21 protein-coding genes are annotated in these 22395 nt (G+C 66.4%); 16 read left to right on the top strand and 5 right to left on the bottom strand.

Annotation, left to right across the window (positions count from 1 at the left end; all coding sequences use genetic code 11):
- Positions 1 to 127: 127 nt before the first annotated feature.
- From BTH42_RS23670 to BTH42_RS23615, 12 genes are all read left to right on the top strand, one after another.
- Positions 128 to 1120: an alpha/beta fold hydrolase gene (locus BTH42_RS23670; protein WP_075303592.1), complete on the top strand. Its 993-nt coding sequence runs from the start codon at positions 128 to 130 to the stop codon at positions 1118 to 1120.
- Positions 1121 to 1397: 277 nt separating this feature from the next.
- Positions 1398 to 2033, top strand: coding sequence for a hydrolase (locus BTH42_RS23665; RefSeq protein WP_075303591.1), 636 nt, complete (start codon positions 1398 to 1400; stop codon positions 2031 to 2033).
- Between the two features lie 90 nt (positions 2034 to 2123).
- Positions 2124 to 4025, top strand: coding sequence for an amidohydrolase (locus BTH42_RS23660; RefSeq protein WP_075303590.1), 1902 nt, complete (start codon positions 2124 to 2126; stop codon positions 4023 to 4025).
- Between the two features lie 16 nt (positions 4026 to 4041).
- A complete protein-coding gene (locus tag BTH42_RS23655) occupies positions 4042 to 4458 on the top strand; it encodes a DoxX family protein (RefSeq protein ID WP_075303589.1) in 417 nt (138 codons plus the stop codon).
- Between the two features lie 52 nt (positions 4459 to 4510).
- Positions 4511 to 5182 (top strand): phosphohydrolase, encoded by a 672-nt coding sequence (locus BTH42_RS23650; RefSeq protein WP_075303588.1) that lies wholly within the window; start codon positions 4511 to 4513, stop codon positions 5180 to 5182.
- Positions 5183 to 5253: 71 nt separating this feature from the next.
- Entirely contained in the window at positions 5254 to 5508 is a 255-nt protein-coding gene (locus BTH42_RS23645) for a DUF1427 family protein (protein WP_075303587.1), read from the top strand.
- Positions 5490 to 6215, top strand: coding sequence for a YoaK family protein (locus BTH42_RS23640; RefSeq protein WP_075303586.1), 726 nt, complete (start codon positions 5490 to 5492; stop codon positions 6213 to 6215). The genes BTH42_RS23645 and BTH42_RS23640 overlap by 19 nt, the downstream gene beginning before the upstream one ends.
- Before the next feature lie 49 nt (positions 6216 to 6264).
- Positions 6265 to 7200, top strand: coding sequence for a VOC family protein (locus BTH42_RS23635; protein WP_075303585.1), 936 nt, complete (start codon positions 6265 to 6267; stop codon positions 7198 to 7200).
- Between the two features lie 5 nt (positions 7201 to 7205).
- Positions 7206 to 8645: an alginate export family protein gene (locus BTH42_RS23630; protein WP_075303584.1), complete on the top strand. Its 1440-nt coding sequence runs from the start codon at positions 7206 to 7208 to the stop codon at positions 8643 to 8645.
- Positions 8646 to 8712: 67 nt separating this feature from the next.
- Positions 8713 to 9024, top strand: a complete 312-nt coding sequence (locus BTH42_RS23625) for a hypothetical protein (RefSeq protein ID WP_075303583.1) — start codon at positions 8713 to 8715, stop codon at positions 9022 to 9024.
- A 290-nt stretch (positions 9025 to 9314) separates the two neighbouring features.
- Positions 9315 to 10610, top strand: a complete 1296-nt coding sequence (locus BTH42_RS23620; protein WP_218642019.1) for an MFS transporter — start codon at positions 9315 to 9317, stop codon at positions 10608 to 10610.
- 27 nt (positions 10611 to 10637) lie between these two features.
- Positions 10638 to 11471, top strand: a complete 834-nt coding sequence (locus tag BTH42_RS23615) for an amidohydrolase (protein WP_075303581.1) — start codon at positions 10638 to 10640, stop codon at positions 11469 to 11471.
- Between the two features lie 46 nt (positions 11472 to 11517).
- On the opposite strand, the gene BTH42_RS23610 is transcribed toward BTH42_RS23615, so the two are convergent.
- The 4 genes from BTH42_RS23610 to BTH42_RS23595 all read right to left on the bottom strand — a co-directional run bounded on the left by BTH42_RS23610 (position 11518) and on the right by BTH42_RS23595 (position 15413).
- Positions 11518 to 12471 (bottom strand): LysR family transcriptional regulator, encoded by a 954-nt coding sequence (locus BTH42_RS23610; RefSeq protein WP_075303580.1) that lies wholly within the window; start codon positions 12469 to 12471, stop codon positions 11518 to 11520.
- Between the two features lie 125 nt (positions 12472 to 12596).
- Positions 12597 to 13733 carry a branched-chain amino acid ABC transporter substrate-binding protein gene (locus BTH42_RS23605; protein WP_075303579.1) on the bottom strand — a complete coding sequence of 379 codons (1137 nt, stop codon included), beginning with the start codon at positions 13731 to 13733 and terminating at the stop codon, positions 12597 to 12599.
- 75 nt (positions 13734 to 13808) lie between these two features.
- Entirely contained in the window at positions 13809 to 14588 is a 780-nt protein-coding gene (locus tag BTH42_RS23600) for a 2-keto-4-pentenoate hydratase (RefSeq protein WP_075303578.1), read from the bottom strand.
- 48 nt (positions 14589 to 14636) lie between these two features.
- Positions 14637 to 15413 (bottom strand): SDR family oxidoreductase, encoded by a 777-nt coding sequence (locus BTH42_RS23595; RefSeq protein WP_075303577.1) that lies wholly within the window; start codon positions 15411 to 15413, stop codon positions 14637 to 14639.
- A 231-nt stretch (positions 15414 to 15644) separates the two neighbouring features.
- On the opposite strand from BTH42_RS23595, the gene BTH42_RS23590 reads away from it, so the two are divergent.
- From BTH42_RS23590 to BTH42_RS23575, 4 genes are all read left to right on the top strand, one after another.
- Positions 15645 to 16127 (top strand): Lrp/AsnC family transcriptional regulator, encoded by a 483-nt coding sequence (locus tag BTH42_RS23590; protein WP_075303576.1) that lies wholly within the window; start codon positions 15645 to 15647, stop codon positions 16125 to 16127.
- A 49-nt stretch (positions 16128 to 16176) separates the two neighbouring features.
- Complete coding sequence (locus tag BTH42_RS23585; RefSeq protein ID WP_075303605.1) at positions 16177 to 16611, top strand: YeeE/YedE family protein; 435 nt, start codon at positions 16177 to 16179, stop codon at positions 16609 to 16611.
- Between the two features lies 1 nt (position 16612).
- Entirely contained in the window at positions 16613 to 17056 is a 444-nt protein-coding gene (locus BTH42_RS23580; protein ID WP_075303575.1) for a DUF6691 family protein, read from the top strand.
- A 318-nt stretch (positions 17057 to 17374) separates the two neighbouring features.
- Complete coding sequence (locus BTH42_RS23575) at positions 17375 to 19696, top strand: bifunctional diguanylate cyclase/phosphodiesterase (RefSeq protein WP_256702189.1); 2322 nt, start codon at positions 17375 to 17377, stop codon at positions 19694 to 19696.
- An 81-nt stretch (positions 19697 to 19777) separates the two neighbouring features.
- Here BTH42_RS23575 and BTH42_RS23570 read toward each other — a convergent pair whose 3' ends face one another.
- Complete coding sequence (locus BTH42_RS23570) at positions 19778 to 22360, bottom strand: winged helix-turn-helix domain-containing protein (RefSeq protein WP_075303573.1); 2583 nt, start codon at positions 22358 to 22360, stop codon at positions 19778 to 19780.
- Positions 22361 to 22395: the final 35 nt, after the last annotated feature.

Raw genomic sequence — 22395 nt, 5'->3', positions numbered from 1 at the left:
CGGGCGAAATCGAATGGCGGACCGCCGGCAGCGTTGCGGTCCGTCCCGCCCATCGCTATCAGACTAATCGCTCATCAGCAGCGACCTCGCGCGGCGCTACCGCGGCGAGGCAACGACGGAGAGAACCATGACTACGCAGCAAACCACGACGCAAACCAATTTCGCCGCGCGCCGGCGCCTCCTGTCCGCCAGCGCGGGCGTGGCCGGCGCGGTGGCGGCGATGTCGAGCCTGCCGGCCGGCGCAGCCACCACGGCCGGCGCGAACGCGAAGGCGCACGGTACCGGCCACCATAACGGCGGCGGTTATGTGAGCGCGAAAGACGGCACGCAGATCTATTACAAGGACTGGGGCACCGGCACGCCGGTGGTGTTCTCGCACGGCTGGCCGCTGTCGGCCGACGCGTGGGACGCGCAGATGCTGTTCCTCGTCAATCAGGGCTACCGGGTGATCGCACACGACCGCCGCGGCCACGGCCGCTCGGGCCAGCCGTCCGCGGGCAACGACATGGACACCTACGCGGACGACCTCGCCGCGGTGCTCGACGCGCTCGACGTGAAGGGCGCGATGCTGGTCGGCCATTCGACCGGCGGCGGTGAAGTCGCGCATTACATCGGCCGTCATGGCGAGAAGCGCGTCGCCAAGGCAGTGCTGATCGGCGCGGTGCCGCCGCTGATGCTGAAGACGGCCGGCAACCCGACCGGTGTGCCGATGTCGGTGTTCGACGGCATCCGCGACGGCGTCGCCGCGAACCGCTCGCAGTTCTACCTCGATCTCGCGACGCCGTTCTACGGCTTCAACCGCCCGGACGCGAAGGTCTCGCAAGGCCTCGTGCAGGACTTCTGGCGCCAGGGGATGGCCGGTTCGATCAAAGGCCAGTACGAGTGCATCAAGCAGTTCTCGGAAGTCGACTACACCGAAGACCTGAAAAAGATCAGCGTGCCGACGCTGATCCTGCACGGCGACGACGACCAGATCGTGCCGATCGACAACTCCGCGAAGCTGTCCGCGAAGATCGTCAGGAACGCGACGCTGAAGGTCTACGCGGGCGCGCCGCACGGTATGTGCAGCACGCACGTCGATAAGGTCAACGCGGATCTGCTCGCGTTCCTGAAGGGCTAACACCTGATACCGACGCTTCTGGCGTCGCCGCCGGCAAGCGAGTTTCTTCGCAGCACCGTTGCCCTGAATTCGCGCCGCCGTCGCGGCACGAATTCAATCCCGCGTCACGCGACGCCGGGCATGTCAGAACTTCATCAGAAAACTTCAGGCTTTCCAAAGGACTTTCAGGCGCCGGCTCCCTAAAGTGAGCGCCTTCGCGAAGCCTGTTTGGAAAGTCGCGATGAATTCCCTGCTGCAACGATCTTTTATCCGTTCACTCATTCAACTGGAGCCGTTAATGGCTTTTGAACTGCTGACTCCCGACACCTGCGCGCTCGCGCTGATCGACCACCAGCCGCAGATGTTCTTCGGCACGCACTCGCACGAGCGCACCACGGTTCTGCACAACGTGCAGATCCTCGCGAAGGCCGCGAAGCTCTTCAAGGTGCCGACCATCCTCACGACCATCGCCGCCGATTCGTTCAGCGGCCACCTGCTGCCGGAAGTGCAGTCGGTGTTTCCGGAGATCAAACCGATCGACCGCACGTCGATGAACTCGTGGGAAGACGCGGGCTTTCGCGAGGCGATCAAGGCGACCGGCCGCAAGAAGATCGTGATCGCCGGTCTGTGGACCGAAGTGTGCGTGACGTTCCCGACCATCCAGATGCTGGCCGAAGGCTTCGAAATCTACGTGCCGACCGACGCGTGCGGCGACATCACCGAAGAGGCGCACGAGCGCGCGGTACAGCGCATCGTGCAGGCCGGCGCGGTGCCGATGAACTCGCTGCAGTTCATGTGCGAACTGCAACGCGACTGGGCGCGCGGCGAGACCTACGACGGCTGCATGGACATCTTCAAGGCGCATAGCGCGTACGGCATCGGCGTGCGCTACGCGAAGCAGATCCTCGGCGAACACGCGAGCGAGGCGGGCTAATACCCGCATGATCCGGCGCGCGGCACGCTACCCGTGCCGCGCGCGCTTCGCCCTACTAATCAATCGATTCACAGACACAGGAGAGCGTCGATGAGCGCATCCGATCAACCTCAGCGTATCGCCGACCTGGTGATCTATAACGGCAAGATCGCGACCCAGGACGAGCGCCGCTCGTTCGTAACGGCGCTCGCGGTGGCCGACGGCAAGATCGTCGCGTCCGGCAACGAGCGCGACGTGATGCAATGGGCGCGCGACGACGCGCGTCGCATCGACCTGAATGGCCGCACCGTGATCCCGGGGCTGAACGACTCGCACCTGCATGTGATCCGCGGCGGCCTGAACTTCAATATGGAATTGCGCTGGGACGGCGTGCCGTCGCTGCACGACGCGCTGCGGATGCTGCGCGAGCAGGTCGCGCGCACGCCGGCGCCGCAATGGGTGCGGGTGGTCGGCGGCTGGAACGAATTCCAGTTCGTCGAGAAGCGCGGTCCCACGCTCGAAGAAATCAATGCGATCGCACCGGATACGCCGGTGTTCATCCTGCACCTGTATGACAGCGCGCTGCTGAACGCGGCGGCGCTGCGCGCGGTCGGCTATACGCGCGACACGCCCAATCCGCCGGGAGGCGAAATCCAGCGCGACCGGCGCGGCAATCCGACCGGCATGCTGATCGCGCGGCCGAACGCCGGGCTGCTGTATGCAACGCTCGCGAAGGGCCCGAAGCTGCCGCTCGACGACCAGATGAATTCGTCGCGCCAGTTCATGCGCGAGCTGAACCGGTTAGGGGTGACCAGCGCGATCGACGCGGGCGGCGGCTACCAGGCGTACCCGGACGACTACGCGGTGATCATGGAACTCGCGCGCCGCGAGCAGCTGACGATCCGCATCGCGTACAACCTGTTCACGCAGAACGCGAAGCGCGAGATCGAGGACTTCGCGAGGTGGGTGAAGGCGACCCGTCCCGGCGACGGCGACGACTTCCTGAAGGTCAACGGCGCGGGCGAGATGCTGGTGTTTTCGGCGGCCGACTTCGAGGACTTCCTGGAGCCGCGCCCCGATCTGCCCGAAGAGATGGAGAAAGAGCTGGAAGGCGTGGTGCGCCTCTTGGTGCAAAACCGCTGGCCGTGGCGCCTGCACGCAACCTACGACGAATCGATCAGCCGCTTCCTCGACGTGTTCGAGCGCGTGAACGCCGACACGCCGTTCAACGGGCTGCGCTGGTTCTTCGACCACTGCGAGACGATCTCGGATCGCAACATCGAACGGATCGCGGCGCTCGGCGGCGGGATCGCCGTGCAGCACCGGATGGCGTATCAGGGCGAATACTTCATCGCGCGCTACGGCGCCGAAGCCGCCGCGCAAACGCCGCCGGTGCGCAAGATGCTGGCCGCCGGCCTGCCGGTCGGCGCGGGCACCGACGCGACCCGGGTCGCCAGCTACAACCCGTTCGTGTCGCTGTACTGGCTGGTGTCGGGGCGCACGGTCGGCGGCACGCCGATGTATGCGCAACGCGACCGGCTCGAACGGATGGAAGCGCTGCGCCGCTATACGGTGGGCAGCGCATGGTTCTCGAACGACGAAGCGAAGAAGGGCGCGCTGGTGCCCGGCCAGTTCGCGGACTTCGCGGTGCTCAGCGACGACTTCTTCACGATCGACGAAGACGACATCAAGCATCTGAACTCGGTGCTGACCGTGGTCGGCGGACGCATCGTGTATGCGGAAGCCGAGTTCGATGCACTGAGCCCGCCCGCGCTGCCGGTCAGTCCGACGTGGTCGCCGGTCGCCGAGTTCGGCGGGTACGCGCGCTACAAGCCGGTGCCGGCGTCGGCGTTGAACGCGGCGGCGGTGCCCGCGCAGTCGTGCAGCGATGCGTGCTTGAACCTGTGCGGGATCCATCAGCACGCGCACGGCTGGGCGTGGCGCAGCAACGTGCCGGCCTCGGACTCGAACGGGTTCTGGGGCGCGCTCGGTTGCAGCTGCTTCGCGTTCTGAACGGGAGCGCGCCACGATGAAACGCATCGACGCCACCGCCGCCGACTTCGCGCTGCTGTTCCTGCGCGTGAGCGCGAGCCTGCTCGTGCTGATCGTGCACGGCTTGCCGAAGCTGCTGCATGTGCATGCGCAGTTGAGCGCGATCGAGGACCCGCTGCATCTGGGCGCCGCGTTCACGCTCGGCTTCGCGATTTTCGCGGAGGTCGTGTGTCCGCTGCTGATGATCGCCGGTGTGTTCACGCGGCTCGCCGCGCTGCCGATTCTCGTCGTCTGCGTGGTCGCGCTTGCGCTGGTCCATCCGGACTGGAGCATCGAGCAAGGGCAGTTCGCGTGGATGCTGCTGATCCTGTTCGGCACCGTGGCAATTGGCGGCGCGGGGCGCTATCGCGTGCGGTGGCCGCGCGGGTCGCTCGGCTCGCGCGAGGCGGCATGAGCGCGGCGGGCGCCACCTCATCCGTACGTGACTAACCAGCGCAAGGGAAGCTATGCAGACGGCGTCGTGGCACAAGCTCAGTGAAGTTGCCGGCGTGCGGATTCCGCGCACGCCGGTGGCGACCGCCGCTGTCGAAAGCGCGCGCGCGACGCTCCCCGCGATCCTGCTCGGGCACGCGAACCGGGTGTTCGTGCTGGCGATGTTGCGGGCGCGCCGTGGCGGCCTGAGCTGCGATACGGATGCGCTGTATGTGAGCGCGATGTACGCGAACATGGGTTTGAGTCCCGCGTATTCGCACTCGGCGGCGCGCTATGAACTCGACAGCGCGGACGCCGCGCGGCATCTGCTGCATCACTACGGGCTCAACCCGCAGTTGCAGCACGACGCGTGGCTCGCGATTGCATTGCACACGTCGCCGGGTATTCCGGCGCGCGTGACGCCGCTCGCCGATCTGCTCGCGGCCGCGGTCCGCACCGATCTGACCGGCGCGAACCTGCATCTGTATACGGAGCGCGAGCGCGCGACGCTGCTTGCCGCGTTCCCGCGCGGCAACGGTTACCGGCACGAACTGATCGGCGCACTCGGACGCGGACTCGCGTTCCGGCCGCAGACGACGGTCGGCACGCAGAGCGCCGATGTGCTCGAACGGCTCGATCCGGATTACCGCCGCGTCAATTTCTGCGGGCAGATTTTGGGCTCGCCGTGGCCGGACGAGCGCGCGTGACGCGGGCCGGTGCTCGGTGGTCACTTGAACAGCGCGTCGCCGCTCGATCGGCCGCGCATGGAGAAAGCAACATGTCTTATCTGATTTCGTTGGGCGCCGGCCTGGTGGTCGGCCTGCTGTATTACTTCTCGCGCGTGCAGTCGCCGGCGCCGCCGCTCGTTGCGCTGGCCGGTCTGCTCGGGATCGTGATCGGCGAGCACGCGATTCCGTTCGTGCAGGCGCAATTGCGCGCGCCGCACGCGCAGACCTCAAACGTGCAGCACGCGCCCGCCGCCACGCAGACCGCCTCAGTCACGAGCGACGCGCCATGCAACAACCAGCACTGAACCCGCGTACGAGCCTGGCCGGCCGCGTGCTCGACTCGCTGCTCGGCGAGAACGGCCTGCTGGCGTTCGTCGCCGGCTACGTCGATACGCTCGGCTTCGTCGCGCTGTACGGGCTGTTCACCGCGCACGTGACCGGCAACTTCATCCTGATCGGCTCGGGGCTCGCGGGCGCGGGCAGCGGGCTATCGATCAAGCTGCTCGCGTTCCCGGCGTTCGTGATCGGCATCGTCGTCGCGCGGCTGCTCGACGACATGTTGCGCGGCCGGCCGGAGGGGACCCGCGCGGTCGGCCTCTACGTGTTGCAGATCGCGTTGCTGGTCGCGTTCATGCTGGCCGGCGTCGCCGCGCTGCCGATCACCAATCCGAACGCGCCGGCCACTATCGTATGCGGGCTGCTCGGCGCGGCCGGCATGGGCGTGCAGAACGCGCACGCGCGGCTCGCGACGCGCGGCGTGGCAGCCAATACGGTGATGACCGGCAACGTGACCCAGGCCGTGATCGATGCGTTCGATCTGCTCGCGCCCGGCACCGCACACACGGACCGCCACGAGGCCGGCGCGCGGCTGGTGCGCACGCTGCCGCCGGTGCTCGCGTTCGCGCTCGGCGCGGGCGGCGGCGCGCTCGGCTGGCTGAGCGCTTCGTTCTGGGCGTTGACGGTGCCGCTTGCTCTGCTCGGTGTGCTGACCTGGCGCGCATCGCGCGCATAACACCTCTTTTTCTTTCTCTGGATCGTTGGGGATCCTCAAGGAGTCTGCATTGAACTTCTCTACTTTTAGCCGTTCGCTGCTCGCGGCGAGCGTCGCCGTTGCGCTAGCGCTGCCGGCCACCGCCGCCTTCGCGGACAACTCCGCGTACTCGTACACGCCGCAACCGGTGGAGGCGCCGAACGTGTCCGTCGGCGCGCAATACGACACCACGCACGTCTACGTGTCGGGCAACGATATCGACGCGTTCGTGAACAGCTTCGTCGCGACCTTCGGCGGCAAGGCGTCGCCGCGCGCGGTGTTCACGGTCACGCCGACGCCGAGCAGGACCGCGTCGCAATACGTGCAGACGCCGGTCGGGATGCTGTCGGTGTTCGCGTTCGAGACGCCGGTGCCGTACCCGTTCGGCAACGAGCGCACCGGCTATCTGGTGACCGATATCGACAAGGCGGTGCGCGCCGCGCGCGCGGCCGGCGCCGACGTGCTGGTCGAACCGTTCGACGACCCGATCGGCAAGGACGCGATCATCCAGTGGCCGGGCGGTCTGACGATGCAGCTTTATTGGCACACCAAAGCGCCGTCGTATGCGCCGCTCGAACGGGTGCCGGACAACCGCGTGTACGTGTCGAAGTACGAGGCGGGCAATTTCATCAAACGCTTCGTGCGCTTCTCGCACGGCAAGGTGGTGTCCGATAGCCGCCATGCGGACGGCGCGGAAATCGGCAAGACAGGTGAAGCGATCCGCCGCGTGCGGATCCAGTCGGGCTTCGGCAACATGCTGGTGTTCGTGACGGACGGCAAGCTGCCTTACCCGTATGGCCGCGAGACCACCGGCTACGACGTGGCCGATCTCGACGCGACGCTCGCGAAGGCGCAGACGACCGGTGTGAAGGTGCTGGTCGCAGCGGCGCCGAACGTCGAAGGCCGCACCGCGATGGTCGAGTTTCCGGGCGGCTACGTCGCGGAACTGCATCAGCGCGCGAAGTAAACGGCATGCGTAATTGCATCGCTGGCGCGTTGGGGCGCCGAACGAAGTACGCGCGCGTGGCGCTTGCCGCGCTCGTCGCGATTCATGCGGGGGCGGCATTCGCGGAGAGCGCGGATGACGCCGCCTGCAACGTGAAGCGCCCCGTACCGGGCTTTAACCGCTGGCAGGAAAACTGGGGCGTGCTCGCCAATCCGTGCGTGCCGCGCAAGCCGCTCGATTCGCTGAAGTACCTGCCGTTATCGAGCGACCCGAGCTGGTATCTGTCGCTCGGCGCGAACCTGCGCGAGCGCTTCGAGCTGAACAATACGCCGCTCTTTGGCCTGGGCGCAGCGCAGGCGGACAGCTGGCTGATCCAGCGCGCCGAGGTCCATGCCGATGCGCGCTTCGGCGAGCACGTGCAGGCCTTCGTGCAACTCGAAGACGCGCGGCCGTTCGGTAAGGACTCCGTCACGCCGGTCGACAAAAACCCGCTCGATCTCGAACAGGCGTTCGTCGCGTTCGTCTACGGCGTCGGCGGCGGCACCTTCAAGGCGCGCGTCGGCCGTCAGCAGATGGCGTTCGACCTGCAACGCTTCGTATCGGTGCGCGACGGCCCGAACGTGCGCCAGGGGTTCGACGCGCTATGGGCCGACTACGAGACCGGCAAATGGCGCTTCATCGGCTACCTGACGCAGCCGGTGCAGAACCGCGACGCCGAAGTCTTCGACGACGTATCGAACGGCCATCAGACGTTCAGCGGCGTGCGCGTCGAGCGCGCGAACACCGGGCCGGGCGATCTGTCCGCGTACTGGTCGCGCTACCAGCGCGATAACGCGCGCTTTCTCGATGCCGGCGGCAACGAGCGGCGCGACGTATTCGACGCGCGCTACGCGGGCAAGCAGGCGCCGTTCGACTGGGACGTCGAAGGCATGTTGCAGACCGGCAGTATCGGCGCGTCTTCGGTGAACGCGTGGGCGTTCGGCGCGCTCGGCGGCTATACGTTCGCGTCGTTGCCCGGCACGCCGCGCATCGGCTTGCAGGTCGACGGCGCATCGGGCGACCGGCACCCCGGCGACGGCCGCTTGCAGACTTTCAATCCGCTGTTTCCGAACGGCTATTACTTCACGCTGGCCGGCTATACGGGCTACACCAACCTGATCCATGTGAAGCCGTCGCTGACCTTCAAGGTCACGCCCAAAGTGACGCTGCTCACCGCGCTCGGTTTCCAGTGGCGCGACACGACCGCGGACGCGGTCTATGGACAGGGGATGGCGGTCGTGCCGGGCACCGCGGGCAAGGGCAGCCGCTGGACCGGCATGTATGCGCAGCTACGCGCCGACTGGGCGGTGAGCGACAACGTCGCGCTCGCGCTCGAAGCGGTGCATTTCGAGGTCGGCGATTCGCTGCGCGCGCTCGGCGCGCGCAATGCCGACTATCTCGGCGTGGAAGCGAAGTTCGGCTGGTGAAGAAGAAAAGTCGCGCGGATTCGCGTGCATGCGCCGGGCGTCGGCGCAATACGACAGGGGAGACTTGATGAACATGCTGATGCACGAACTGGAACTCGCGCGTCTGCGCGCGGCGGTGCGCGCGAACCTCGATGACGCGCGCGTGTGGCGCTGGTACGCCGATCTGATGGAGGACGGCCGGGTGAGTTGCACGCGCACGCGCACCGGCTGGCAGATCACCGTCGACGAGCATTGCACGGTGGAGGACGAATCGTTCGATCGCGCGGTGCGGGTCGCCGCGCACCGGTGGCTCGATATTCCGCGCGCGCCGGTCGCGCTGGTCCGTCGCCGTAAGCGGTCGGCCAAGTCGGGCGCGGCGCTCGGCGCGCGAGTCAGTTAAAAGCTGCGGCGCCTCGCCGTGTCCGGCCGCACGAACTGGTTTGAATTGGCGTGAACCGGTGCGGAGCGATCGCCGCTTCGCGCGTGGTTTCATGAGGAGCATCCGACGTCTGCCGTTCGACCTCGGACTGCGGCATCCCGCTATCGCGCATTGCCGAATCGGCAATGCATCCGGCCAAACTCGGCAATTGCCACGTGAGAATTGGCTTCCTAAAATCGGCCGAACTCCTGCACTGTCTCTTTGCTGAGCCAGGTTGCGCGGATTGGGAGTCGAACGACAACGGGATTCTCATGCAGACAATGACGGCGAGCCGCGACATCGCGGGCAGCAAACAGCAGGCATCGCGGGGCGCAGTGGTCGCGGCCGTGATCGGCAACGCGCTCGAGTTCTACGACTTCACCGTCTACGCGTTCTTCGCGGCGATCATCGGTAAAGCGTTCTTTCCGTCCGATAGTGCGTTGGGCGCGTTACTGCTGTCGGTCGCGGCATTCGGCGTGGGTTTTCTGGCGCGGCCGCTCGGCGGGATCGTGATCGGCCGCTATGCGGACCGGGCCGGCCGCAAGCCGGCGATGCTGCTCACGCTCGCGCTGATGGCGGTGGGGATGGCGATCATCGCGTTCGCGCCGCCGTATGCATCGATCGGTGTGGCCGCGCCGAGCCTGATCGTGCTCGCGCGGCTCATTCAGGGTTTCGCGTGGGGCGGCGAGGCCGGGCCTACCACGTCGTTTCTGGTCGAAAGCGCGCCCGCGGGAAAGCGCGCGCGTTACGCGAGCTGGCAGGTGGTCAGTCAGGGTCTGGCCGTGCTGGTCGCCGGCACGATCGGGGTGGTCGCGTCCGCATCGTTGTCCGCCGAAAGCATGCAGGCCTGGGGCTGGCGGATTCCGTTCGTGCTCGGACTCGCGGTGATTCCGGTCGCGCTGATCCTGCGCCGCAATATGCACGAGACAGCGCCGTCCGCGGACAACGCGCCCAGCTTCGCGGCGGCGACCGCATCGATGCAGGGACGCTATCTGAAGTGCGTGACGCTCGCCACGCTGATCATCATTCCGAGCACCGTAACGGTCTATGTGAACAACTACATGACCAGCTACGCGCTGACGCTGCTGCACTTTCCGATGACGATGTCGATTGCCGTCACGATGATGGTCGGCGCGTGCATGGTCGTCGCGGCGCTGACGGGCGGCATGCTCGCGGATCGCTTCGGCCGCAAGGTGGTGATGATCGTGCCGTGCGCGTTGCTGCTGGTGGTCGCGTATCCGGCCTTCGTGGTACTGAACAGCTGGCATTCGCTGACGACGCTGTTCGCGGTGCCGGCGCTGCTCGCGTTGCTGACCGGTTCGCACGCGGCGGCCGTCATCACGATCATTCCCGAGACGTTTCCGAGAGCGCTGCGCAGCACCGGTCTATCGATCAGCTATGCGATCGCCGCGACGATCTTCGGCGGCAGCACGCAATTCGTCGTCACCTGGCTGCTGCGGGTGACCGGCAATCCGCTGTCGCCGGCGTTCTACATCATCGGGGCCTGCGCGCTCGGTCTGCTCGGCATGGCGCTGCTGCGCGAAACGCGCGACGCGGCGCTCGACTAGCCGCCCCCGGGGCATTGAGGAATAGCGATGCTGATCGACGCACACCACCATCTATGGCGTATCGCGCGAAACGACTACGGCTGGTTGACGCCCGACACCGGTTTTCTATACCGCGATTACGAGCCGGCGGATTTCAAGCCGATACTGGACGCGCACGGCATCGAGCGCGCGGTGTTGATCCAGGCGGCGCCGGCTGTCGCGGAAACGGACTTTCTGTTGTCGCTCGCAGACCAGCATCCGTGGTTGGGCGCGGTGGTCGGGTGGGTGGATTTGTCGGCCGGCGACGCGCCGCAGCAACTCGACCGCCTCGCGAAGCATCCACGCTTTCGCGGCGTGCGGCCGATGATCCAGGACATCGCCGACGACAACTGGATGCTGCGCGCCGAGTTGAACGACGCCTTCGTCGCGCTCGCGCAGCGCGACCTGAGCTTCGATGCGCTGATCCAGCCGCGCCATCTGCGCGCGTTAATCGAACTCGTCGAACGGCATCCGTCGCTGCGGATCGCGATCAATCATTGCGGCAAACCGGAGGTGCGCGACTGGCATGCGGGCGACGCCAGTTTCAACGCGTGGCAGGCTGGCATGACCGAGCTTGCGCGTCATCCGAACGTGTTCTGCAAACTCTCCGCGTTGCCGACGCGCGCGGCGCCCAATTGGAACGCCGCGACCTTCGCGCCGTATGTCGACGTATTGATGAGCGCATTCGGTGCCGGGCGGCTGATGTGGGCGAGCGACTGGCCGATCCTCGAACGCAATGGCCGCTATCCGGACTGGTTTCGGGTCGCGCGTGAACTCGTGCCTGAAGCGGACCACGCGCGCGTTTTCGGCGCGACCGCGCAGTCGTTCTACCGGATCGTTTGAGCAAGCGGCCTTCATGCCGCAGCGTCGCGCCGTGTCGCGATCGCGTTCAGGTTCCGGGGTGTTTCGCGGCGCCGGGGCGTGTGTCGCGGGCAATACCCGGCACGCGCCTGAGTTCGGCCACCAGAAAGTCGGCGAACTCGCGGACCGCGTTTGGCAGCGTGCGCCCGCTCATCGTTTGCACTTCGATGCGGCGCTGCTGCACTTTCCCCTTCAACGGCACCGCGACGAGCGCGTCATCGGGCTGCTTGCCGCGCACCGTCAGCGCACCGGAGAAAGTAATCGCGCCGGACAACTGCGCGTAGCGGTACAGCGCCTGGCTATTGTTGGTCACGAACACGGGCGTCAGCGCGATGCCTTCCGCGCCCGCCGCGACATCGATAAGCGTGCGAATCGTCGTCCCCGGCTCCGATAGCAGCAGCGGGTGTTCGGCGATTTCCGCGAGCGACAGTTGCCGGCGTTTCGCGAGCGGATGATCGCGATTCATCAGCGCGAACACCGGCGCCCGGCACGCATGGATGATCTTCACGGCGGTCTGAACCGTGAGGCTGAACGTGAGCGCAAGATCGGCGTCGCCGGTCCGCACGAGCTGGGTCGCATCCGCGGGACGCGTCACCGACAACTCGAAGTGCACGCGCGGATCGATCTGCCTGAAGCGATGAATCAGTGAAGGCAGAAACTCGCTTGCAAAGCCTTCCGAGCACGCGAGCTTCACGACGCTGGCGAGCGAACTCTGCGCGCCGTCGATATCGTGCACGATCTGTTCCGCTTCGAGCAGACTGCGACGCGCATAGGCAAGCAGCGCCTCGCCCGCGCTGCTCAACGTCATCCCGCGAGACTGCCGGTCGAACAGCTGCGCGTGCACCTCGTATTCGAGTTTGGCGATCTGACGGCTGATCGCCGACGACGCAACGTGCAGCCGTAGCGACGCTTCGGCAATCGAGCCGGTATTGGCTACTTCGACGAAGTAGCGCAGCGCGGTGGAGTGAAGGATGTGGGCCATCTATCGAGATGGTTAGCCGGGCAGCTCGTGCCGCGCGTGACGCGTGTGCATGACGCTTGCGGCGCGTCACGCGGAAGTCACGCCTAAGTCACGCCTCAGTCACGCCTAAAAGCGCCCGGCCGCCTTCATTGCGATACGACCGTCTGCTGGATTTCCCATTTGCCGCCGCGCACCTGATAGATGGTGGTCGCCGCGGCCTTCAACGCGCCGGTGCTGTCGAACTCGATCGGCCCGGACACGCCCTGGTACTTCACCGCGCGCAGTTTCGGCAGATAGTCGGACGGCTTCGACGAGTTGGCTTCCTGCATCGCCTTGATCACCGCCCAGGTCGCGTCGTAGCCGAGCGGCGCGTAGACCTGCATGTTGGTATTGAAAGCCTTCTTGTAGCGGTTCTCGAACTCCGGTCCGCGCGGCATCCGCGCCACCGGCAAGCCGTAGTCGAGACCTTCCACGCCCTCGGCGCTCGGGCCCGCGATCTGGATGAAATCCTCGGAGACGGTGCCGCCGCCGCCCATCAGACGCGTGTTCATGCCGAGCAGCTTCATCTTCTTCGCGATGCCGGCGATCTGCGGACCGAGTCCGGAGAAGAACAGCAGGTCGGCATTCGCGCTCTTGATGTGGGTGAGCTGCGCGCTGAAGTCCATCGCTTTGTCGCTCGTGTACTGCTGATCGACGATGGTCCCGTGCGCGGCGAGCACGGCCTTGCGAAACTCCTCGGCGGCGCCCTGACCGAACGCGGTCTGATCGTCCATGATCGCGATCCGCTTGGCCTTCAGCGAGTTCACCGCGTAGGTGCCGGCGCTGCCGGCGGTTTGCGCGTCGGTCGGCACGACGCTGAACACGGTGTTGAAACCCTGCTTCGTGATGATCGAATTCGACGCGGCGGGGGTGATCATCGGAATGCCGGCGCTCGCATAGATCTTCGAGGCCGGAATGGTGGTGCCGGAATTGACGTGGCCGATCACCGCGCTCACGTTCTCGTCGACCAGCCGTTGCGCGACCTGCACGCCGGTGCGCGGGTCGCCCTGGTCGTCCATGTACTCGGGCGCGAATTGCACGACCTTGCCGCCGAGCTTGATCTTTTGCGCGTTCGCTTCTTCGATCGCGATCTTCACGCCGTTTTCCATGTCCTTGCCATAGCTGGCACCGGAGCCGGTCAACGGGCCGACCACGCCGATCTTGACGCTGACCTGGGCATAGCCGGACGTGCTCGCTGCCGCGAAGCACAGGGCCGTCACGGCGGCCAATCGATTCAGTTTCACTGCGTCTCCTCCTTGAAGCTCGATAAATTGAAAGCGGCCGTTAGCCGGTATCGCGACGATGCGGCGCGCGCGGGGTTACGCGCAGCTAACACCGATCGTTCCCAGACCGTCCACTTCGTAATTCCAGATTTCGCCTGCGACCGGAAAGCGGGTGCGCACCACGCTGCCGGTCATCACGATCTCGCCCGCGCGCAGATGCAGGCCGCGAGACGCCAGTTCCTGCGCCAACCAGCCGACCGACGCGAGCACATGCCGATAATCGACCGCGCCGGTTTCGACCGCCGGGTCTTGCGAAAACACCCGCGCCTGTCGCACGGCCATGTCGCCGGGCAGCGCTTGCCAGTCGCCGAGCACGACGCCGGCATTCCACGAGTTGTCGGCGATCAGCGAGCACGCATCGAGCGCACCGTAGTCCGCATGGCGGTCGTCGACCAGTTCGAGCGCCGGGCAGATCGCCGCCGTGCACGCGGCGATCTCCGCGCTCGACAACGGCTTGCCGCTGGGCACGAGATCGCTGCCGAGCTTGACCGCGATTTCGAATTCCAGACCGAGGTGCCCGTATTGCTTCAGATCGACCTGCACGCCGCTTTGATGCACGCGGTCGCTCAGGATGCGGCCGAACACCGGTTTGTCGATCCCGCACATCGTCTGCATCGCGCTCGACGTGAGCCCGATCTTGTAGCCGGCGACATCCGCCTTGCGCGCATCGCGCAGCAGCGCCACCAGTTCGTCCTGCACGTCGTACGCGGTGGCGGTGTCGAGCACCCGGCCTGCCGGCCGAAGCGTGCTGAAAGTAGTACGCGCAATGTGTTGCTCGTAGAGCGCTTGAGCGAGTTGCCGGTTCGTCGAGGTCATAGGGAGGTCGAAACGATCGATCAGGTTGGAGGCGATGCGGGACCGGCGTTAGAACGTGCCGGGATACAGACCGCCGTCGAGCAGGATGTTCTGCGCGGTCATATAGCCCGCGCTCCGGCTGCAAAGAAATGCGCACACGTCGCCGAATTCGGCCGGGCTGCCGAAACGCTGCGCCGGAATCGTCAGGCGCTTCTGCTCGGACACCGGCGCGCTTTCGCCGGCCTGACTGTCCCATTTGTCGAACATCGAGCGCAGGCGGTCGGTCAGGAAATAGCCGGGCAGCAGATTGTTGATGGTGACGCCATGCGCGGCGACTTCGCGCGCGACGGTCGCCACATAGCCGGTCAGGCCCAGGCGCGCCGCGGTCGACAGACCGAGCAGCGCCTGCGGCTGCTTGACCGTCACCGACGTGATGTTGACGATGCGGCCGTGACGCCGTTCGAGCATCGCCGGCAAAAATGCCTTGATCAGAAAGATGCCGCTCAGCATGTTCGCTTCGAGCGCCGCGAGCCAGTCCGCGTGCGACCAGTCCGCATACTGACCGGGCGGCGGGCCGCCCGCGTTATTGATCAGGATATCGACGTTTTGGGTTCGCTCGACGATCAGCGCGCGGCCCGCTTCGGTCGACACATCCGCGGCGATCACATCCACCTGTGCGCCGCTCGATTCGCGCAGCCGCTGGCCGGCGGCGCTCAGTTCCGTCTCGTTGCGGGCAATCAGCGTGACCCGCGCACCTTCGCGCGCGAGCGCTTCGGCGCATGCATAACCGAGTCCTTTACTCGCTCCGCAGACGAGAGCGTGCTGATTTTTCAAGCCGAGATCCATGCAATGCTCTCCTGGATAAACCCGCTGATCGACCCGATCGACGTGCGGGACATGCACTGCGCGGATCGACGCCGCTGCTCGTATAAGCGGCGCGGCGGGCGTGGTTTTAGCGCGCCCGGGGGTATTTTTGTAAGCAGACTATACGCGTCATGGATAGAAATTGTTTGGCTGAAATTGCCGTTCCGGGCGTTTTGATTAAAATGAACGTTTCGCGACCGGGCAGAATTTGAAATGAACAATGCGGAACACGACGTGGATCGAATCGATCTGCAGATTCTGAAAGCGCTGCAACTGGACGCGCGGCTCTCCAGCGCCGAGCTGGCCGAGCGCGTCGACCTGACGACGTCGCCGTGCTGGCGGCGCGTCAAGCGTCTGGAGCAGGAAGGGATCATCAGCGGCTATCACGCCGACGTCGATATGAAAAAGCTGGGCTTTCACGTGACGGCATACGTGTACGTGTCGCTCGACAAGAAAGATCAGAAGCATGTGAAGGCATTCGAAGACGCGGTGATCACGAGTGCGCAGATCATCGCGTGCAGCTGCATTTCGGGCCGCTATGACCATCAGCTCACCGTGGTCGCGCGCACGCTCGACGAGTTCGGCGAATTCGCGCGCCATCAGATCGGCGCGTTGCCGAACGTGAAGGAGGTCTATTCCGCGTTCGTGCTGAAGGAAATCAAGTCGCGCAAGCAGGCGCTCGTCGGCCTGACGTAAGCGCGCCCCGCGACGAAGCCGTTCCATCCAACGCATCGAGGAGTCCATGATGACGATCGACCTGACTCACTTCACGCCCGGCCTGTCGCTGACCGGCGGCTTGCTGATCGGGCTCGCGGCGGCCGTGCTGCTCCTGTTCGCCGGGCGCATCGCCGGGATTAGCGGCATTGTCGGCGGGCTGTTGAGCTGGCCGCGCCGTGATGTCGACTGGCGGCTCGCGTTCCTGATCGGTCTGCTCGCGGCGCCGGTGCTGGCCGCATGGTTCGGCATGCCGGTCGCCGCGCAGATCGATTCGACGTGGGGCACGGTGCTCGCGGCCGGCTTTCTGGTCGGCATCGGCACCCGTTATGCGAGCGGCTGTACCAGCGGCCACGGCGTGTGCGGTCTGTCGCGCGGCTCGATCCGCTCGCTGGCCGCCACCGCGACCTTCATGGCGGTCGGCTTCGTGACCGTGTTCGTGCAACGGCATCTGTTCGGAGGCTGAGATGGCGGCTTTTCTCGTTCCTGTCGTCGCGCTTGTTGCGGGCCTGGTGTTCGGTATCGGGCTGATCGTTTCCGGCATGGCGAATCCGGCCAAGGTGCTGGGCTTTCTCGATCTCGCGGGCAACTGGGATCCGTCGCTCGCGTTCGTGATGGTCGGCGCGATCGCGGTCGGCTCGGTGGCGTTTTTTGTGGCGAGGCAGCGCAAGCGTTCCTATCTCGGTCTGCCGCTGCAAATTCCGGCGAGTACGGCCATCACTGGTCGGCTGCTGGCCGGCAGCGCGCTGTTCGGGGTCGGTTGGGGGTTGGCGGGCTTTTGTCCGGGTCCCGCGCTGGTCGCGCTCGGCGCCGGCTATCCGAAGGGCGTCGGCTTCGTCGCGGCGATGGCGGCGGGGATGCTGGTGGTCGAAGTGATCGAACGGGCGCGGGCGGGCACGCGCCGCGCGTAAGCCGCAACGCGCGCCGCTAGGTGTTTATACGCATCAAAGATGCAGCCACGCACCCGTTAATCCGATGTAAAGCTCGATCGCAGACCGCTCCTGATTTGTTTCCACAAGGACGCTGACGTCCGCATCCGGGCCTTTTCCTGCACCCTGTTTTGACACGGCGGCTACGCCGGCTTGCACGTACTACCCAGTCACGCGTGAAGGCCGCTAGCGTCGACGTGATGCACAGAAAAGTCGTCCCCGAGAATGAATCAAGCTGGTAGAAACAGTCACGCTGGATCAGAGCCAGCACGCCACCTGAGCGGGACTGCCGTGATCGCCATGCTCGCCGCGGTGGTGATCTGCATTGCCATTGGCGCGTCGATCAACGCGACGCTGTCGCATAACGCCGAAGACCTGCGGCTGCGCAACGCGCTCGCGACGACGTCGGATCTCGAAGCGCTGCTCGATCTGCACGTGGCGGCCAACAGCGACTTTCTGCAAGGCGTCGGCGTGGCCGGCTACAGCTCGCGCGGCTGGCCGGTCAGCCGCGCGGCGGCGGTCGCGCAGACCTACGACCGGCTGCAGAGCGGCCTCGCCGAAGTAGGGGGCGCGGCGGACAAACTCCGGAAACTGCGCCGCCTGAGCACCGTATGGCCGGTGCAGCTCGATTCCGCGGCAAGGAACGTGTCGCTGGCCAACGCCGGCTCCGCGCTGATCCAGCCGGCCCTGCTCGAACAGGCCAACAAGACTCTCGGCGCGATCATGGTGCAGCTCGCGCAACTGGCGGCGGACGAGCGTCAACGGATCGCCGACATGCAGTTCGCCGCGCAGGACCAGCTGGTCAGGCAGAAGATTTCGCTGTCGGTCGCGTCGGCGGCGGGTGTGCTGCTGTTGCTGTTCGCGCTGTTGACGCGGCAACGCGCGCAGCTCGCGAAAGTCGCGTCGACGATCGTCGCCACCGAGGCGCAGCGGCGCTTCAAGGAGTACTTCGAGCGGCACCCGGTCGCGATGCTGATCTTCGACGTCAAGTCGTTCGAGATCCTGACCGCCAATGCCGCCGCGCAGATTCAATACGGCGCGACGTTGCAGGAACTGCGCGCGACCTCGATCGAGCAGATCCGTCCGAGCGCGGACGTCGACGCCTTCAGGCGCGATCTGCAAGGCTATCTCGCGTCGGGGCAGACCGGCGGGCTGGGCGGCGTGCGCCGTCACAAACACGCGGACGGCACGGTTTTTTACGTGGACGTCACCTATCATCTGCTCGATTTCGCCGGCCGCGACGCGTGCTTCATTACCGCCCACGATGTCAGCGAGCACGAAGCGGTGAAGGAAAAGTTGCGGACCCAGGCGTACGAAGATGCGCTCACGCATCTGCCGAACCGGCTCGGACTGAAGTCGCGCCTCGCCGATATCGTCGCGAGCGCCGCGCATCACGGGTCCCGCCTCGCGCTGGTGTTCGTCGATATCGATCGCTTCAAGGAGATCAACGATTCGCTCGGCCACACGGCCGGCGACGAGGTGTTGTGCGAAGTCGCGCGACGGCTGTCCGGCTCTGTCGCGCGCGGCGAGCTGGTGGTCCGTTACGCGGGCGACGAGTTCGTCGCGGTGCTGCGCGGGCGCGGCGATATCGACAGTTTCGTGGCGGCCGCGACGCGGATGAAAGACGCGCTCAATCGCGGCTTTTCGGTCGGCGACAAACTGATCGTGCCGCACGCGAGTGTCGGCATCGCGGTCTATCCCGATCATTCGAGCGACCCGGACACGTTGCTGAAATACGCGGACGCGGCGATGTACCGCGCCAAGTCGATGGGCGCGAACAGCATTCAGGTGTTCAACCAGGAGATCGCGATCCAGACCAGCCGCCGCGCGCTGCTCGCGCATGCGCTGCGGCGCGCGGTGGCCGGCGAGCAGTTTTCGGTCGTGTATCAGCCGCGCGTCGATCCGGTCACGGGCGCGACGCTCGGCTTCGAGGCGCTGCTGCGGTGGCGCGATCCCGAGCAGGGCGACGTGAGTCCCGCGCTGTTCATTCCGCTCGCCGAGGAAACCGGGCTGATCGTGCAGATCGGCGAATGGGTGCTGGAGCGCGCGTGCCGGCAGATCGCGATCTGGGCGCGGCAGTATCCGGAACTGGTGGTGTCGGTGAACGTGTCGCCGGTGCAGTTCGAGCGCTCCGATCTGCCCGCGCTGGTCGCGAGCACGTTGCAGCGCACCGGCGTCGGCGCGCGCAATCTCGAACTGGAGGTGACCGAAGGCGTGCTGATGGCGCCGCGCTCGCTCGGCACGCTGCGCGCGTTGCGCGAGCAGGGCATCTCGATCGCAATCGATGACTTCGGCTCCGGCTATTCGAGTCTCGCGTATATCCGCAGCTTCATGGCCGACCGGCTGAAACTGGATATGTCGTTCGTGCGGGGGATCGGCCGCTCGCGCGCGGACGAGGCGATCGTCAAAGCGGTGCTGGCGCTCGGGCAGACGCTCGGGATGCGGGTGGTCGCCGAAGGCGTCGAAACGCGCGAGCAACTGGACTTCCTGGTCGAGAACGGCTGCGATGAAGTGCAGGGTTTCTGGTTCGCGCGGCCGGCCGACGCGGCCGCCGCGAGCGCGTATCTGGGCGGCGGGCGGTTGAGGTTCGAAGCGGGGCTGGCGGCGTGTGAGGAGGAGTGAGGGGCGCGCGTCGCGACGGACGCGCCGCGCATGCACGCCCGTCACGCCCGTCACGCCCGTCACGCCCGTCACGCGACGCGATCAGGACGCCGAACTTCGGCCGGCGGATGCGGTAAGCGCTTGCGCGATCCGGTCGAGCACCGGGAAGTACCACCAGCTACGCCGCGCGCTGCACTGGTCGAGCGCCCGCTGTATCACGGCCATCGCTTCGCGCGGCTGTCCGCTCGCGCCGAGCGCCTTTGCCTGTTCGCCGAGCACCAGCGGCAGCGCGGCAAGATAGCCGCCTTCGGCAAGCCGCGACACCGCGCGCTCCATACCGCGCAGACCGGCCGCGTCGAGCGGGCCCTGCTGGGCCCGGCAGATCCATTCGAACGCGTCGCAGCACTGCAGCCAGATATTGAGCCCCGCCTGCCGGCACTCGCTGCGCAGCAGTTCGATCGCCCGCAGCGCGGCGGCCGGCTCGGCGTTCAGAATCGCCAGCGGAATGGTGGCCTCGATCAGCACGTAAGCAAGGGTGGTTTCATGACCGGCGTCTTGCGCGGCGCTCGCCGCTTCGCCGGCCAGCGACAACGCGCTCGCCCGCTCACCGAGAAACCAGCGCACCCGCGCGAGCGTGGCCTGCGTGACCGCGGTTTGATGAATCCGCACCCCGGTCGTCGTCCAGCGCTGAAACGCCAGCTCCGGTGCGCGCAGCGCCGCCAGCAGCTCGCCCTCGGCGCGCCGATGCTGACCGCTGTAGTGCAGCGCGATGCCGATCAGCCGACGGCTCAGCGCCGCATGCAAAGGGCCGCCCAGATCGCGGGCGGCGAGCGCGAACAGGCGCGCGTGGTCCAACGCGCGCACGGGCTCGTCGGCGTACTGTTTCGTGTTCCAGAGGCCCCAGATCGCTCTGAGCTGGCCGCTGTTGTCGTTGTGATGCCGCGCGATGATTCGCGCTTCGCGCCATGCGTCGTAGACGACCGGGCCCGGGCCTTCGGTATAGGCCAGCGCGGCCGCGTAGGCGGAAACCAGCTTGAGCCTTTGACGCGAATATCGCTCGACGCGCGGCTTGCGCGCCAACGCGTCCAACGCGACCTTGGCCCAATGCGTGCATTCCGCGAGCCACGACAAATCGTACAGAAGCGGCACCGCCGTGCAGGCCAGTTCGAGTCCTAGCGCTTCACTGCCGCCGGGCCCGAAAGCCCATGTCAACGCGGCGCGCAGATTGCCTTTTTCCGGATCGAAAATGCCGATCATGCCGGCGATCGATCGTCCTTCGCGGTTCAGGACGCCGGCGTCGAAAAACGCCTGGAAGAACGCCGCGTGAGCGCGCAGCACGGCGCCGGTCTCGCCGTTGTCGTCCAGCAGCGCGAGCGCATAGGCGCGGGCGCTTTCCAGCTGGCGAAAGCGGCTGGTTTGCAACGGCTCGCGAATCACCAGCGATCGGGCGACGAGGCCCGCGAGCGCGGCCGCGACATCGGCGTAGGTGAGACCCAGAGGCGCGACGACGGCGAGCGCGGCATCGAGCGTGAAGCCGTCGACGAAAATGCCGGTCTGCCGGAACACGATCTGCTCGACTTCGGGCAGCAGCCGGTAGCTCCATTCGAATACTGCGCGCAGCGTCTGATGTCGCGGCAGCACGTCTTTCGAGCCGCCGGTGAGCAGCGACAAGCGGTCGTCCAGATGCCGGCGGACGGTGTCGAGCCCGAGCGTGGCGGCGCGCGCGGCGGCCAGTTCGATTGCGAGCGGCAGGCCGTCGAGGCGGCGGCAGATGTCGCTGATCGCCGTGAGCGTCGGCTGATCCTCCGTGTAGCCGGCCGACTGTCGTCGCATCCGGTGCAGGAACAGCCGGATCGCATCGGCCGCGAGCATCTGATCGCACGACGCGGCGGCCGGCGGGCATGCCAGCGGCTTGACGGCGTGCAGCCGTTCGCCGCTGATGCCGAGCGACTCCCGGCTGGTCGCCAGCACCCGCACGCCCGGATTGCCGGAGGTCAGTTTCCGGGCGATCGAAGCCGCGGTGTCGATCAGGTGTTCGCAGTTATCGAGCACGACCAGGCACTGCGCGTGGGCGAGATGTTCGGCGAGGTCGTCGAGCGTCGGGGTATTGCCGTGCGCGAGGTCGGCGAATAGCGATAACACCGCTTCGCGCGCTTCCCGCTCGGTGGCGAGCGGCGCGAGCCGCAGGAAGCGGATGCTCGTGAATGGATTGCGAGGGTCCCGGCACAGTTCGACCGCAAGACTCGTCTTGCCGATTCCGCCGGCTCCGGTGAGCGTGACCGTCTGGTGCGAGCCCAGCAACGAAAGCAGTTCCGCAACCGCCGCTTCACGGCCGAACAGCGTGTCGACGAACGGCAGTCCTTGCGACCAGGTGCCTGGCCGGCCAGGCGCCGGTTCGGGTTCGGGCAGCAGGAGGTAGCCATCGCCGGCGACGGTGCGAAGCAGATCGCGCGCGTGGCCCAGCGCGCGTCGGAGCGCACTGATGTGAACCTGCAGGTTGTTCTCTTCGACGATCGTGTCGGGCCACGCATGCTCCATCAGCGCGGCTTTCGACACGAGCTTGCCGCGCGCGGCGATCAGTGCTTCGAGGATCGCGACCGCGCGGCGGCTCAACGGATAGGCAAGGCCTTCTTTCTCGACGGTTCCGGTGGCAACGCAAACACGCAACGGTCCAACTGCTATCAACTTCGATTCTCCGGCATGAAAGAGGGGCTGCGGCG

This window comes from Burkholderia sp. SRS-W-2-2016 (assembly GCF_001931485.1).
Lineage (GTDB): Bacteria > Pseudomonadota > Gammaproteobacteria > Burkholderiales > Burkholderiaceae > Paraburkholderia.
The sequence above is the reverse complement of the archived record's forward strand: the minus strand, read 5'-3'. Positions and strand labels throughout refer to the sequence as shown.